Raw genomic sequence first — 14832 nt, 5'->3', positions numbered from 1 at the left:
CCGCTCGTCCCACGGCCGTCGCGGCGCCCCGGCGCCGCCCGGCCTCGAACCGAAGGAACACCTATCGTGCTGAAGACCATCGATTCGCTCGGAGAGCTGCGCGGCAAGCGCGTGCTCGTCCGAGCCGATCTCAACGTCCCGCTGGACGGCACCACGATCACCGACGACGGCCGCATCCGCGCCGCTCTGCCCACCCTCACCCGCCTCGTCGAGGCCGGTGCCCGGGTCGTGGTCATCTCCCACCTCGGTCGCCCCAAGGGCGCCCCGGAGGACAAGTACTCCCTCAAGCCCGTCGTGGGTCGGCTCGGCGAGCTGCTGGGCCAGGAGGTCGCCTTCGCGACGGACACCATCGGCGATTCCGCCCGTGGCGTCGTCGCCGCGCTGCAGGACGGCCAGGTCGCCGTGCTCGAGAACCTCCGCTTCAACCCGGGGGAGACGGCGAAGCAGGACGGTGAGCGCCACGTGTTCGCCCAGGCCCTCGCCTCCCTCGGCGATGCCTTCGTCTCCGACGGCTTCGGCGTCGTGCACCGCAAGCAGGCGTCCGTCTACGAGCTCGCCTCGCTGCTGCCCTCGGCGGCCGGCGAGCTGGTGGTGCGCGAGGTCGAGTCGCTGCGCAAGGTCACCGACTCACCGGAGCGTCCGTTCGTCGTGATCCTCGGCGGCGCGAAGATCGCCGACAAGCTCGGGGTCATCGACGCGCTGCTGGGCAAGGCGGACCGCATCCTCATCGGCGGCGGCATGGCGTACACCTTCCAGAAGGCGCTCGGCTACGAGGTCGGGCTGTCCCTGCTGGACGAGAGCAAGCTCGACGTGGTCCGTGAGTACATGGAGCGGGCCGAGAAGAACGGGGTCGAGCTGGTGCTGCCGGTCGATACCGTCGTCGCGCCCGAGTTCTCCGCCGACGCCCCGGCCACCGTGGTCAAGGCCACCGAGATCCCGGCCGACCAGGAGGGCATGGACATCGGCCCGGAGACCGCGAAGCTGTTCGCCGAGAAGGTCTCCGACGCCGCGACCGTGTTCTGGAACGGGCCCATGGGCGTGTTCGAGTTCGAGGCCTTCGCCGAGGGCACCAAGTCCGTCGCCGAGGTGCTCGCCACGGCCGACGGCTACACCGTGGTCGGCGGTGGCGATTCCGCCGCCGCGGTCCGCATCCTCGGATTCGATGAATCCGCGTACTCGCACATCTCCACCGGCGGTGGAGCGAGCCTCGAACTCATCGAGGGCAAGGACCTGCCGGGCATTTCGATCCTCGAGGAGGGCACCAAGTGAGCACCCGTACCCCGCTGATGGCGGGCAACTGGAAGATGAACCTCGACTGGAAGCAGGGCCTCGCCCTGGTCGAGGAGCTGGGCGACCAGCTCAAGGGCTTCAACACCGACGCGGTCGAGGCAGTCGTGCTTCCCCCGTTCGTCGACCTGCGCACCGTCCAGGTCGCCGTCGACGCCGGCAAGCTGCCGATCGCCTACGGCGCCCAGGACATCTCCGCCTTCGAGTCCGGTGCCTACACCGGTGAGGTCTCCGGCTCCATGCTGACGGCGCTCGGCGCGACCTATGTCGCGGTGGGGCACTCGGAGCGTCGCCAGTACCACGGCGAGGACGAGCAGGTCACGAGCGCGAAGGTGAAGGCCGCCTTCGCGGCGGGCCTCACCCCGATCCTGTGCGTCGGGGAGCCCCTCGAGGAGCGCAAGGCCGGCAACCACGTCGCGTACACCCTGGCCCAGCTCACGGGCGGCCTGGAGGGCGTGGACGCCGAGCAGGCGAAGCAGGTCGTCATCGCCTACGAGCCCGTCTGGGCCATCGGCACCGGCGAGGTCGCCAGCGCGGATGATGCGCAGGAGGTCTGCCACGCCATCCGTGAGGCGCTGCGCGAGCTCCACGGCGACGTCGTCGCCGATGCCGTGCGCGTCCTGTACGGCGGCAGCGTGAAGTCCTCGAACGTCGTCGAGCTGATGGGCAAGGCCGACGTCGACGGCGCCCTCGTCGGCGGCGCGTCGCTCAAGGCCGAGGAGTTCGCGAAGATCGTGGGCTTCCAGGGCTGAGAGCCCATCGCGCGGCTCCGCCCCGGCGAGAGCCGCGCCACGCGGGCCGGACCTCCTCGGGGTCCGGCCCGTGCCGTATGCTGGATCGGTCCGTCCGACCTCGTGGAAGGTGCTCGCCCTCGTGGATCTGCCCCTCCTGAAGCTCATCCTTCAGATCTCGCTGGCTGTTCTCAGCCTGCTCGCCATCATGTTCGTGCTCCTGCACAAGGGACGCGGCGGCGGCCTCTCCGACATGTTCGGCGGCGGCGTCTCCTCCTCGGCCAGCGCCTCCGGCGTCGCCGAGCGGAACCTCAACCGGCTGACCGTGACGGTCGCCGTGCTGTGGGGCGCGGCCTGCGTCGGCCTCGGCGTGGTGGAGCGCTTCCTCTGAGCGCTCACCCCTGACACTCCCACGACGGGCCGGTCACCGTGAGGTGACCGGCCCGTCGTGCTGTCCGGGGCGTTCGCTGCCCGCGGCACGTCGTGGGGCCCGGTGCAGGGCGGCTCCGCTCCGTCCGGGCCGTGGCCGTCAGGGTGGTGCAGGCGCGCCGCGTGATCTCGTTGCGCCCGCCACTCCTGGATCAGGGAGGCGGAGATTCGGGAGGGAGTGGTGGCCAGCGTGGTCAGATCTTCCCAGATCGTGGCGGAGAGCGGGACATATCCACCGCCGCGACGACGGACCGGCCGCCGCAGATCGAGGATCTGCGGCGGCCGGTCCGGGCTGTCAGCGGGTCAGGCGTCCAGCGGGTCAGTCATCCAGCCGGGAGGCCGCCGCGGTGTCGAGGAACCAGGTCGTCGACTCCAGGCCGCGCACGGCGGAGGCCGGCACGGGCCACGGGTTGATCTCCCCGTGGGCCGCCGCCACGGCTTCGGCCTTCTCCTCGCCGGCGACCAGGAGTGCCACGTGGCGGGCGGAGTTCAGGACCGGCCAGGTGAGCGAGATCCGCTCCGGCGGCGGCTTCGGCGAGTTCGTCACCGCGATGGCGCTCGCGCTGACGGATCGCTGATCCGAATGCTCCGGGAACAGGGAGGCGATATGGCCGTCGGGCCCGACCCCCAGCAGGAGCACGTCGAAGAACGCCCGGCCGCGGGTGCGGAAGGGCTCGTCGCCGCCCGAGAGGTCGAGCTGCTGCCCGTACCAGGCCGCGGCATCGTCCAGGGACATGCCGTCGGCGGGCGAGGGCATGACGTGGATGTTGCGCGCGGGCAGTCCGGCCTCCTGGAGCGGCTCCAGCAGGGGGTCGCGGACTCCGACCTCGTTGCGGTCGCTCGAGTCGGGGTCGACGAAACGCTCATCGCCCCACCAGATGTGCAGGCGGGAGACGTCGACACCCGCGGCGGAGAGCGCGGCGGGGAGTGCCTTCGCGGTCGCCGTGCCGACGGTGCCGCCGGTGACCACGAGGTGCGCGGAGGAGCGCGCCTTGAGGGCCGTGGCGAGCTGCGCCGCGGTGGCCTCTGCGGCGTCCGCCGCGACGGCCTCCGCATCGGCGCTGATCGAATCCGTCGGTGCCGGCTTCCCGCTGGCGTACGTGCCCATGTCGTCGATCCCGCTGAAGGCGGTGGCGAGGACCTCGCCGTAGACCTCGTCGGGGTCGAGCCGGCGCAGCTCCTCGGCGAGGAGCTCGTTCAGGGTGCGTCGCGGCATCGTCACGTGCTGACCGGAATCATCGGTCGGCAGCGTGAGCACGATGGCCTCGTCGCTGACTCGGGTGAGGTCGATCGTGCCGTCCTCGCGGGTCAGCCGCACGCCGTGCACCCCGGCGTAGTCGGGGGCATCCTGCGAGGGGTCGACGATCTGCGCGTCGACGCCGAGGCTGCGCGAGAGCCAGGCCGCCATGAGCACGACGGAGGGGTTCTCCTCGGAGCCGGCGACCTCGATCTTCGTGGGCACGGAGACCGGCGGCACCTCGTAGGAGCTCGCGACGAGCCCGCGCCAGCGGGTCAGCCGCGACCAGGCCAGGTCCGAATCGCCGTGGGAGTACCCGCGGCGGAGCCGCTTCAGGGTCGCGATGGGCCCGGAGCACGCCGCCGAGTCGGTGATGCGCCGCTGGGACATGGAGCCCAGCACGTCATGGATGGGGGAGGACGGAGCGGACTCCGGCCACCAGGTGACGATCGGGGCATCGGGCAGCAGGAGGGCCATGACCAGCGTGTCCAGGGACGCCATGATGTCGCCGCGGGCGCGCAGGATGACGATCTCGCCGGCGCCGGCGTCACGGCCCACGCGGATCTCGGCATCCAGCCCGGAGGTCTCGGCGTCAGGGTCGGCATGGACCACGAGGACCCGGGCGGGGTGCTCGTGGCTCGCGCTGATGGCGGCGCCGAGGGGCTCCTCGATATCGCCGGTCGCGATGATGATGAGCGTGAGGACACGCCCGATGGTGTTCGCACCGAAGGTCTCCCGCATCTCGATCATCGTCTTGTCGATGGCCGATGCGGTGGTGTCGGTCAGGGTGGTGATCACGGTCGCCTCCAGGTACGTCCGTCACGGGCGAGCATCTCGTGCGCGGTGTCGGGGCCCCAGGTGCCGGGGCGGTACGGCGCCGGCTTCATGTGCTCGGCCCAGTAGTCGGTGATGGGGTCGAGGATCTTCCAGGAGAGCTCGACCTCCTTCTGGCGGGGGAACAGCGGCGGATCGCCGAGCAGCATGTCCAGGATCAGGCGCTCGTAGGCCTCCGGCGACTCCTCGGTGAAGTTCATGCCATAGGCGAAGTCCATGGTCACGTCCCGCACCTCCATCTGCGTCCCGGGCACCTTGGAGCCGAAGCGGATGGTCACGCCCTCGTCGGGCTGGACCCGGATGACGATCGCGTTCTGACCCAGATCCGCCGTGTCGGTGGAGCGGAAGGGCAGGAAGGGGGCGCGCTTGAACACCAGGGCGATCTCGGTGACCCGTCGGCCCAGGCGCTTGCCGGCGCGGAGGTAGAACGGCACGCCCGCCCAGCGGCGCGTCGCGATGTCCAGGCGCATGGCCGCGAACGTCTCGGTGGTGGAGTCGGCGGGGATGCCGTCCTCCTCCATATAGGGACGCACCTCCTCGCCGCCCTGCCAGCCGCCCACATACTGGCCGCGGGCGGTGTGCTCCCCGAGATCCTCGGGCAGCTCGATGGCGGAGAGCACCTTCTCCTTCTCCGCCCGCAGATCCGAGGCGCGGAAGGAGACCGGCTCCTCCATCGCCGTCAGGGCGAGCAGCTGGAGCAGGTGGTTCTGGATGACGTCGCGGGCGGTGCCGATGCCGTCGTAGTAGCCCGCGCGCGAACCGATGCCGATGTCCTCGGCCATCGTGATCTGCACGTGGTCGACGTAGCCGGCGTTCCACACCGGCTCGTAGAGCTGGTTGGCGAAGCGCAGCGCGAGGATGTTCTGCACCGTCTCCTTGCCGAGGTAATGGTCGATGCGGAAGACGTCCTCGGGACGGAAGACCTTCTCGACGACGTCGTTGAGCTCGCGGGCGGAGGCGAGGTCGTGACCGAAGGGCTTCTCGATGACGACGCGGCGCCAGGAGCCGTCGCGCGGGGTGTTGAGCCCGGATTCGGCGAGCTGACCGCACACCTTGGGGAAGGCGTCCGGCGGGATCGACAGGTAGAAGGCGTGGTTGCCGCCCGTGCCCCGGGTGCGATCGAGCTCGCCGACGACCTCGGTGAGCTTCTCGAAGGCGGCGGAGTCGTCGAAGGTGCCGGTGACGAAGCGGAGCCCGCCGCGCAGCTGCTCGAACACGCTCTCCGAGAAGCCGGTGCGGGAGTGCTCGGAGACGGATGTGCGCACGTAGTCGGCGAAGTCGTCGTCGGACCAGTCACGACGACCGAAGCCGACGAGGCCGAAGCTGGGCGGCAGCAGGCCGCGGTGGGTGAGGTCGTAGATCGCCGGCAGGAGCTTCTTCCGGGCGAGGTCGCCGGTGACGCCGAACATCACCATCGAGCTGGGCCCGGCGATGAGGGGGAGTCGGCGGTCGCGGGGATCGCGCAGCGGGTTGAGGCGGTCCTCGGCGTCGGCCCCGGCAGGGGGAGTGGAGGTATCGGTCACGATGGTCCTTTCTCGGACACGGACGGCAAGAGCACGGCCCGCCCCGGAGGGCTGGACCGTGCTCGTGGGGAACTCAGGCGCGGGTGGAGTCGATCGATTCCGACACGGTCGCGAGGAGCTCCTCCCAGGCCTTCTCGAACTTCTCGACACCTTCGCGCTCGAGGAGTGCGAAGACGTCGTCCAGGTCCACGCCCGCGGCGGCGACGCGCTCGAGCACGCCCTCGGCGGAGGTGGCGATCTCGGCGTTCAGCGAGGCGGCGGGCTCGGAGTGATCGGCCGTCGCGTCGAGGGTCTTCTCGGGCATCGTGTTCACGCTCGGATCGGCGACGAGGTTGTCGACGTAGAGAGTGTCGGAGTACTCGGGGTTCTTCACGCCGGTCGAGGCCCACAGCGCCCGCTGCACGTTCGCGCCCTTCGCGGACAGCGCCGAGTAGCGCCCCGAGCCGAAGGCCTCGAGGTACTTGCCGAAGGCCGCCTGGGCGTTGGCCACGCCGGCGGCGCCCTGCAGGGACACGGCCTCGCCGCCCAGATCGGTCAGACGCTTGTCGATCTCCGCGTCCACGCGGGAGACGAAGAAGGAGGCGACCGAGTGGATCGTCGAGAGATCCTTGCCGGCCGCTGCGGCCTGCTCGAGGCCGGTGAGGTAGGCGTCGATGACCTCCTCGTAGCGGGCCACCGAGAAGATCAGGGTCACGTTGACGCTGATGCCTTCGGCGATGGCTGCGGTGATGGCGGGCAGGCCCTCGACCGTGGCGGGGATCTTGATCATGACGTTCTCGCGACCGACGACCTCGTGCAGGTGCTTGGCCTGCGCGATGGTCTTCTCGGTCTCGTGGGCGAGGCGGGGATCGACCTCGATGCTCACGCGGCCGTCGAAGCCGTGGGAGGTCGTGTACACGTCCGCGAAGAGGTCCGCGGCGCGGCGCACATCATCGGTCGTGACGGTCTCGACGACCGCGTCGACGTCCTTGCCCTCGCCGGCGAGGCGGGCGATGTCGGCGTCGTACTCGGAGCGGCCGGAGATGGCCGCCTGGAAGATCGACGGGTTCGTCGTCACGCCGACGATGTTGCGGGTGTCGATGAGCTCCTGCAGGTTGCCGGAGTCCATGCGCTGGCGCGAGAGGTCGTCGAGCCAGATGGAGACGCCGGCATCGGAGAGGGTCTGGGTGCGGGGATTCTGGGTCATGTGCGTTCCTTCCGGGCGCTGCGCGCCCTGTGTCGAACTGCTGGTGTCCTGCTCAACGAGATCCGGGACGGCACCCTTCCCACCTGTGGCGGAAGGAACGTCGAGCGATGGGGCGGGCAGGATGGAGGAGAGGTGCGGGGCGGGGCCCGGAGGCCCCGCCCCGCGGTCGATCAAGAGCCTGCTGCGGAGAGCGAGTCCTTCGCGGCGGCCACGACGGCCTCCGGCGTGAAGCCGTACTCACGGAACAGGGTCTTCGCGTCGGCCGAGGCGCCGTAGTGCTCGAGCGAGACCGCGCGGCCGTGGGTGCCGAGGAAGCGGTACCACGGCATGGCGATGCCGGCCTCGACGGAGACGCGGGCGGTGACCGAGGAGGGGAGCACGGACTCCTTGTAGTCCTCGTCCTGCTCGTCGAACCACTCGACGGACGGCATCGAGACCAGGCGCGTGGGCGTGCCCTCGGCCTCGAGCTGCTTCTGCGCCTCGGCGGCGTACTGCACCTCGGAACCGGTGGCGATGAGGATGACCTCCGGCGTGCCGGTGGAGGCGTCCTTCATGACGTACCCGCCCTTGGCGAGGTTCTCGGCGCCGGCGTACTCGCTGCGGTCGAAGGTGGGCATCGCCTGACGGCTGAGGATCAGGCCGACGGGGCCGTTGTCCCGCTCGAGCAGGATCTTCCAGGCCTGAGCCGTCTCGTTGGCGTCCGCCGGGCGCACGATCGAGAGGTTCGGGATCGCCCGGTAGGCGGCCAGGTGCTCGACCGGCTGGTGGGTCGGGCCGTCCTCGCCGAGGCCGACGGAGTCGTGGGTCCACACGTAGGTGGCCGGGACCTTCATCAGCGAGGCGAGGCGCACTGCGCCGCGCATGTAGTCGGCGAACTGGAAGAAGGTGCCGCCGTACGGACGGGTCAGCCCGTGCAGCGAGATGCCCGAGAGGATCGCGCCCATCGCGTGCTCGCGGATGCCGAAGTGCAGCGTGCGGCCGTACTCGTCACCGGCGAACTCGGAGGAGCTGTACTCCTTGGGGAGGAACGAGGGCTCGCCCTTCATCGTGGTGTTGTTGGAGCCCGCGAGGTCGGCGGAGCCGCCCCACAGCTCAGGCATGACGGAGGCGAGCTCGCCCAGCACCTTGCCGGAGGCGGCGCGGGTCGCGATGCCCTTCTCGTCGGCCTCGAAGGCCGGGAAGGCCTCGGCGAAGCCCTCGGGGAGCTCACGGGAGACGAGACGGTCCAGCAGGGCTGCCGCGTCAGCGTTCGCGGAGCGCCAGGCCTGGTAGCCCGTGTCCCACTCGGCCTTGTCGGCGGCGGCGCGCTCGGCGAGGGAGCGGGTGTGGGCCAGCACGTCCTCGTCGACCTGGAACTGCTGCTCCGGATCGAAGCCGATGGCCTTCTTCAGGCCGGCGACGCCCTCGGCACCGAGCTTGGCGCCGTGCACGGTGTGGCTGCCGGCGAGCTCGGGGATGGGCCAGCCGATGACGGTGCGCAGCTGGATGAAGGTGGGCTTGTCGGTGACCTTCTGGGCCTCGAGGATCTCGGCCTTCAGCGCCGCGACGTCCTCGACGTACCCCGTGCCTCCGTTGGTCCAGTCCACGGTGCGGACGTCCCAGCCGTAGGCGGCGTAGCGGGCCGCGGTGTCCTCGGTGAACGCGATCGAGGTGTCGCCCTCGATGGAGATCTCGTTGTCGTCCCACAGGACGATGAGGTTGCCCAGCTGCTGGGTCCCGGCGAGCGAGCTCGCCTCGCTGCTGACGCCCTCCTCGAGGTCGCCGTCGGAGGCGATCACGTAGGTGAAGTGGTCGAAGGGGCTGGTGCCCGGTGCCGCCTCGGGATCGAGCAGGCCGCGCTCGCGGCGCTGGGCCATCGCGAAGCCGACGGAGGAGGAGATGCCCTGGCCGAGGGGGCCGGTCGTGATCTCGACGCCCTTGGTGTGGAAGTTCTCGGGGTGGCCCGGGGTCTTCGAGCCCCAGGTGCGCAGCTCCTCGATGTCCTTCTTCTCGAGGCCGAAGCCGCCGAGGTAGAGCTGGATGTACTGGGTGAGGCTGGAGTGCCCGGCGGACAGCACGAAGCGGTCGCGGCCCAGCCAGCTCGGATCGGTCGGATCGTGACGCATCACGTCCTGGTAGAGGAGGTACGCGGCGGGTGCGAGGCTCACGGCGGTGCCGGGGTGGCCGTTGCCGACCTTCTCGACCGCATCCGCAGCCAGGACGCGGACGGTGTCCACTGCGCGCTTGTCGAGCTCGGTCCAGCCCTCGGGGGCCTTGAACGTTTCGGTCACGTCGATTGCTTCCTTTCACCGGAGTGCGGCCGCGATGGCCGCTCGGACGACAGCTTCGGCAGATCACCCTCGACGGGGTCCGTCGCGATGGGGGTCCACGCGAAGCGATGGCTCTACCTTAGTAGGGCCGGGGCCCATTCACCGCTCCCGTCCAGCCAGTTGCCTCGCCGCGGCCCTGCGGTGTGCCCGTACGGTGCCGGGACTCACCCTGTGAACACTGGGTTCGCACAGCTCGAGCACCTAGACTGGTCGGGTTCACGCGACGGCAGCGTCGCGCTCAGGAGGAAGGACGGTGGGCGGTGACCGCCACCCAGGGAGCTTCGATCCGGCACGCAGGGCAGGGCGGTGACCACACCCCGCAACGCACTGCGCGGTCCGTGATCCGTGCGTACGTCGCCCTCACCAAGCCGCGGATCATCGAACTGCTGCTCATCACGACGATCCCGACGATGTTCCTCGCCGCAGGCGGATTCCCGTCGTGGTGGCTGATCGTCGCGACGCTGGTGGGCGGCTATCTCGCCGCTGGCGGCGCCAACACGCTGAACATGTATCTCGACCGCGACATCGACGCGAAGATGAAGCGCACGCGGAACCGTCCGCTCGTCACGGGCGAGATCTCCCCACGGGCGGCGCTGGTGTTCGGCATCGCGCTCTCCATCGGGTCCACCCTCTGGCTGGGCCTCCTGGTCAATTGGATGTCGGCCGCCCTCGCGCTGGGCGCCATCCTGCTCTACGTCGTCTTCTACACGATGATCCTCAAGCGTCGCACCAGCCAGAACATCGTCTGGGGCGGCGTCGCCGGCTGCATGCCGGTGCTGATCGGCTGGTCCGCGGTGACCGGCACGGTCTCGTGGACCGCGGTGCTGCTGTTCCTGGTGATCTTCTTCTGGACGCCCCCGCACTACTGGCCGCTGGCCGAGAAGTTCTCCCAGGACTACGCCGACGCCGGCGTGCCGATGCTCCCCGTGGTGGCCACGCGCACGAGCGTCGCCGGGCAGATGATCATGCACACGTTCCTCATGATCGCCGCGAGCCTCGCGATCATCCCGCTGGGGGAGACCGGCTGGGTCTACGGGGTCAGCGCCGTGGCCGTCGGCGCCTGGTTCGCCTTCCTCGTGATCCGGTACGCGGTGCGCGTTCGTCGTGGTCTGAGCGGCAAGAAGCTCGGCCCGATGACCGTCTTCCACGGGTCGATCACCTACCTCACGCTGCTCTTCGTGGCCCTCGCGATCGATCCCTTCGTCACGCTGTGAGCCTGGCCCTGTGACGCCGGGGGGTGATCCGCGACCATCCCGGGAGCAGGCCGCCCTGCGCCCCGGGGACAGCCGGATCCTCGAGCAGTACCTGAGCCATCTGCGCATCGAGCGCGGCCTCTCGGCGAACACGCTCGCCGCCTACCGTCGGGACCTGACCCGCTACCTCTCGCATCTGGCCCATGCCGAGATCGACCCGGTCGCGGTGGATCCTCAGGTCCTTTCGGCGTGGCTGCAGGCTCTCCGCACCGGGGCCGACGGCGGCTCGGCGCTGTCCGCGGCCTCCGCGGCACGGTCGCTCGCCGCGGTGCGCGGCCTGCACAGCTTCCTCGATGCCGAGCGCGTCTCGACCACCGGCGATCCCGCGCGCCTGGTCCCCACACCATCACTGCCCTCCCGCCTGCCGCACCCCCTGGCCATCGACCAGGTCGAGGCGCTGCTGGAGGCGGCAGGTCGGCCCGGCACCGGACGGGACTCCGCGCAGCGGGCGCTGCGCGACCGCGCGCTCCTCGAGCTGCTCTACGGGATCGGTGCCCGGATCTCCGAGGCGACCGGTCTGGACCTCGATGACGTGGACCGCGAGCAGCGCTCGGCGCTCCTGCGGGGCAAGGGTGACAAGCAGCGGGTGGTACCGGTCGGGCGGTTCGCGCTCGAGGCGCTGGATGCGTACCTCACCCGCGGCCGACCGGCCCTGGCGGCCCGGGGGACCGGCACGCCGGCCGTCTTCCTCGGATCCCGCGGCACCCGCCTGACGCGTCAGGCCGCCTGGCAGGTGGTCCGGCGCGCGGCGGAGGCCGCGGAGCCGGCGCTCACGGAGCCCATCAGCCCGCACACGCTGCGCCACTCCTATGCGACGCATCTGCTGCACGGCGGTGCCGATGTGCGCAGCGTCCAGGAGCTGCTGGGGCATGCCTCGGTCACCACGACGCAGCTCTACACGCAGGTGACGGTCGACTCGCTGCGCGAAACGCATGCGAGCGCCCACCCCCGTGCTCAGCGGGGGGCTTAGACTTGTCCGGCATGGCGCCGAGGGAGGACGAGAACAGACCTGTCCGCCCGGATCGCCGCCCCCAAGACCTCGACGACTGCTCGCAGCCGCCGCTCCCCGGGCTGGGACCCGTGGCCCGCCGTCCCCACGGCGGCCCTTCCCTCCCGCGCACAGCCCCTCGACGCCGACGACAGGACAACGACGTGAGCTCGACCTCCAACCAGCAGCTGGACATCGACCTCGGCCCCACCGGCCGACCGATGCCGGAGCTGCCGGAGCCAGCCCCTCTCGACGGTCACGGACCGGCTCGGATCATCTCGATGGTGAACCAGAAGGGCGGCGTGGGGAAGACCACGAGCGTCATCAACCTCGGCGCCGCCCTCGCGGAGCTGGGCCGCAAGGTGCTCCTGGTGGACCTCGACCCGCAGGGTGCGCTCAGCGCCGGGACCGGGGTGAACCCGTACGAGCTCGACGTCACGGTCTACAACCTGCTCATGGATCGGCAGCACGACGTGCGCGACGTCATCCAGACCACCTCCACCGAGAACCTCGACGTGCTCCCGGCGAACATCGACCTGTCCGCCGCCGAGGTTCAGCTGGTCAACGAGGTGGCTCGCGAGATGGCGCTCGCCCGCGTGCTGCGCCCGGTCGCGGACGAGTACGACGTGATCATCATCGACTGCCAGCCGTCCCTGGGCCTGCTCACGGTCAACGCGCTCGCGGCCAGCCACGGCGTGATCATCCCGCTCGAGGCCGAGTACTTCGCCCTGCGCGGTGTGGCCCTCCTGGTGGAGACCATCGAGAAGGTGCAGGACCGCATCAACCCGCGCCTGGAGATCGACGGGATCGTCATCACGATGTTCGATCCCCGGACCCTCCACGCCCGCGAGGTGTGCCAGCGCGTCGTGGAGGCGTTCCCCGACAAGGTCTTCCACACCACGATCAACCGCACCGTGAAGTTCCCGGACGCCTCGGTCGCCGCGGAGCCGATCATCTCCTTCGCGGGGTCCACCAAGGGCGCCGACGCCTACCGGCAGCTGGCACGGGAGCTCATCTCCCGCGGCGCGGCAGCCTGATGGCCGGTCCCACGGCGGAGGCCGGGCGTCCGGGTGCCTCGGGTCGGGGACCGCGTCGTCGCAGCGCCTTCACCCCGCCTCGCACCGTGAAGCTGCGCGACGACCAGGGGTCGCCGCGCCCGAAGGCCGATCGGTCCGCGGACGGCGACGGGCCGGATCTCCACCAGGAGGGTGCGGAGCGGCTGCAGAAGATCCTGGCCCGCGCCGGTTTCGGCTCCCGGCGCGCGTGCGAGACGCTGATCTCCACCGGCCGCGTGATGGTCGACGGCGCTGTGGTGAGCGAGCAGGGCATCCGCATCGAGGCGTCGGCCCACGTGATCCACGTCGACGGCCGCCGCCTCCAGCTGGACGACGCCAAGGTGACCGTCGTGCTCAACAAGCCGCGCCACGTCGTCTCCGCCATGAGCGATCCGGAGGGCCGGCGCGACCTCGCCGAGTTCACCGCGCCCTTCTCCCAGCGTCTCTACCACGTGGGGCGGCTGGACTACGAGACCGAGGGGCTGCTGCTCCTGACCAACGACGGCGAGCTCGCCCACCGCCTCACCCACCCCAGCTTCGAGGTCGAGAAGACCTACGTCTGCCGCTTCGACGCCCCCGGAGGCCCGCCCCGCGGGCTCGTGAAGGTCCTGCGCGACGGCGTGGAGCTCGAGGACGGCCCCGCCCACGCCGATCGTGCCCGGGTGCTCGCGCAGGACGGCCGCGAGGCCGTCGTCGAGGTCACCCTCCACGAGGGCCGCAATCGCATCGTGCGCCGGATGTTCGCCTCCCAGGGCTTCGAGCTGACGGCGCTCATGCGCACCCGGATCGGCCCTGTCGTGCTCGGCGATCTCGCCGCGGGGGAGACCCGCGAGCTGACGGGACGCGAGCTCGGCACCCTGATGGCCGAGGTCGGCCTGTGACGACTCTGGTGCCCTCGCCCGTGCGCGTCATCGGCACGGGCCTCATCGGCGGATCCCTGGGCATGGCGCTCGGGCGGGCGGGGGCCGCGGTCCAGGTCGAGGACGTCTCCCCGGGCACCACCGCCCTCGCCGTCGAGCTCGGGGTCGGGGCTCTCCCCGCCCCCGAGGATCCGGCGCCGCAGCTCGTGCTGGTGGCCGCGCCGCCTGACGTCGCCGCCCAGGTCATCGACCGGGCGCTGCGCACCTGGCCCGAGGCGGTCGTCGCCGATGTGGCGAGCGTGAAGACCACGGTGCTCGAGGGCGTGAGGGCGCTCGCCCGGGCCGAGGACCTCCCGCGCTACATCGGCGCCCACCCGATGGCCGGCCGCGAGGTCTCCGGCGTGATCGCCGCCCGGGGGGACCTCTTCCAGGGCCGCCCCTTCGTGATCGTCCCGCACCCCGGCACGGTGCCCGAGGCCGTGACCGCGCTGAAGGGCCTGGCCACCGAGATCGGGTCCGTCCCGGTGACGATGGACGCCTCCGCGCACGACACGGCGGTCGCCCATGTCTCGCACGTCCCGCAGGTGATGGCGAGCCTGGTGGCGGGCACCCTCCTGGAGCCCACCGAGGCGGCGCTCGGACTGGCCGGGCAGGGTCTGCGGGACACCACCCGGATCGCGGACTCCGATCCGCGCCTCTGGGTCGAGATCCTCGGCGCGAACGCCGCGGCGGTCGCCGATGTGCTCGGCGACGTGCGCGTGCGCCTCGACGACATCCTGGCTGCGCTCGACTCGCTGCGCGGCTCCCCGGATCCCTCCATCGGCTCACGACGGGCGCTGGCGGGACTCATCGCCGACGGCAACCGCGGGGTGCGACGCATCCCGGGGAAGCACGGCGGCGGCACCGACGCCTTCGCGACCGTGACCGTGCTGGTCCCGGACCGCCCCGGCGAGCTGGCGCGGCTGCTCACGGAGATCGGGCAGATCGGCGTCAACCTCGAGGACCTCCGCCTCGAGCACGAACTGGGACGCGCGGTGGGCCTCGCGCACGTCGCGATCGACGCCACGCGTGAGGACCTGCTCACGCGATCGCTCGCGGAACGTGGTTGGACCGTCGCCGACGCCTGAGCGACCCCTATCC

General features: G+C 70.9%; 12 protein-coding genes. 8 read left to right on the top strand and 4 right to left on the bottom strand.

Annotated elements, in window-relative coordinates; all coding sequences use genetic code 11:
- Positions 1 to 66 precede the first annotated feature (66 nt).
- From INT49_RS08165 to secG, 3 genes are all read left to right on the top strand, one after another.
- On the top strand, positions 67 to 1269 hold the full coding sequence (locus tag INT49_RS08165) for a phosphoglycerate kinase (RefSeq protein WP_319021555.1): 1203 nt from the start codon (positions 67 to 69) through the stop codon (positions 1267 to 1269).
- Entirely contained in the window at positions 1266 to 2039 is a 774-nt protein-coding gene (gene tpiA, locus INT49_RS08160) for a triose-phosphate isomerase (protein ID WP_193117238.1), read from the top strand. The genes INT49_RS08165 and tpiA overlap by 4 nt, the downstream gene beginning before the upstream one ends.
- Positions 2040 to 2166: 127 nt before the next feature.
- On the top strand, positions 2167 to 2409 hold the full coding sequence (gene secG / locus INT49_RS08155; RefSeq protein WP_193117338.1) for a preprotein translocase subunit SecG: 243 nt from the start codon (positions 2167 to 2169) through the stop codon (positions 2407 to 2409).
- A 357-nt stretch (positions 2410 to 2766) separates the two neighbouring features.
- Here secG and pgl read toward each other — a convergent pair whose 3' ends face one another.
- The 4 genes from pgl to tkt all read right to left on the bottom strand — a co-directional run bounded on the left by pgl (position 2767) and on the right by tkt (position 9497).
- Entirely contained in the window at positions 2767 to 4482 is a 1716-nt protein-coding gene (pgl, locus tag INT49_RS08150) for a 6-phosphogluconolactonase (protein WP_193117237.1), read from the bottom strand.
- Positions 4479 to 6041 carry a glucose-6-phosphate dehydrogenase gene (zwf, locus tag INT49_RS08145; RefSeq protein ID WP_193117236.1) on the bottom strand — a complete coding sequence of 521 codons (1563 nt, stop codon included), beginning with the start codon at positions 6039 to 6041 and terminating at the stop codon, positions 4479 to 4481. The genes pgl and zwf overlap by 4 nt, the downstream gene beginning before the upstream one ends.
- Positions 6042 to 6114: 73 nt before the next feature.
- Positions 6115 to 7227, bottom strand: a complete 1113-nt coding sequence (gene tal, locus INT49_RS08140; RefSeq protein ID WP_193117235.1) for a transaldolase — start codon at positions 7225 to 7227, stop codon at positions 6115 to 6117.
- Between the two features lie 170 nt (positions 7228 to 7397).
- Positions 7398 to 9497: a transketolase gene (gene tkt, locus INT49_RS08135; protein WP_193117234.1), complete on the bottom strand. Its 2100-nt coding sequence runs from the start codon at positions 9495 to 9497 to the stop codon at positions 7398 to 7400.
- A gap of 299 nt (positions 9498 to 9796) precedes the next feature.
- On the opposite strand from tkt, the gene INT49_RS08130 reads away from it, so the two are divergent.
- From INT49_RS08130 to INT49_RS08110, 5 genes are all read left to right on the top strand, one after another.
- Positions 9797 to 10750 carry a heme o synthase gene (locus INT49_RS08130; protein ID WP_193117233.1) on the top strand — a complete coding sequence of 318 codons (954 nt, stop codon included), beginning with the start codon at positions 9797 to 9799 and terminating at the stop codon, positions 10748 to 10750.
- Positions 10751 to 10760: 10 nt separating this feature from the next.
- A complete protein-coding gene (locus INT49_RS08125) occupies positions 10761 to 11759 on the top strand; it encodes a site-specific tyrosine recombinase XerD (protein WP_193117232.1) in 999 nt (332 codons plus the stop codon).
- Positions 11760 to 11941: 182 nt separating this feature from the next.
- Entirely contained in the window at positions 11942 to 12814 is an 873-nt protein-coding gene (locus INT49_RS08120; RefSeq protein WP_319021554.1) for a ParA family protein, read from the top strand.
- Positions 12815 to 12900: 86 nt separating this feature from the next.
- The gene (locus INT49_RS08115) at positions 12901 to 13713 is read left to right on the top strand and encodes a pseudouridine synthase (protein ID WP_319021553.1); all 813 of its coding nucleotides are present in this window, start codon (positions 12901 to 12903) and stop codon (positions 13711 to 13713) included.
- Positions 13710 to 14819, top strand: coding sequence for a prephenate dehydrogenase (locus INT49_RS08110; RefSeq protein ID WP_193117230.1), 1110 nt, complete (start codon positions 13710 to 13712; stop codon positions 14817 to 14819). Before INT49_RS08115 ends, INT49_RS08110 begins: the two co-directional genes overlap by 4 nt.
- Positions 14820 to 14832: the final 13 nt, after the last annotated feature.

The sequence above is a fragment of the Brachybacterium tyrofermentans genome (assembly GCF_014897585.1).
In the GTDB taxonomy this organism is placed as follows: Bacteria; Actinomycetota; Actinomycetes; order Actinomycetales; family Dermabacteraceae; genus Brachybacterium; species Brachybacterium tyrofermentans.
Note: the sequence above shows the minus strand (reverse complement) of the source record. Positions and strands in the feature narration are given on the sequence as shown.

What these genes read in the sequence shown, in the direction of transcription:
- tal (WP_193117235.1), bottom strand. Translation starts at nt 7,227, where the DNA reads ATGACCCAGAATCCCCGCACCCAGACCCTCTCCGATGCCGGCGTCTCC.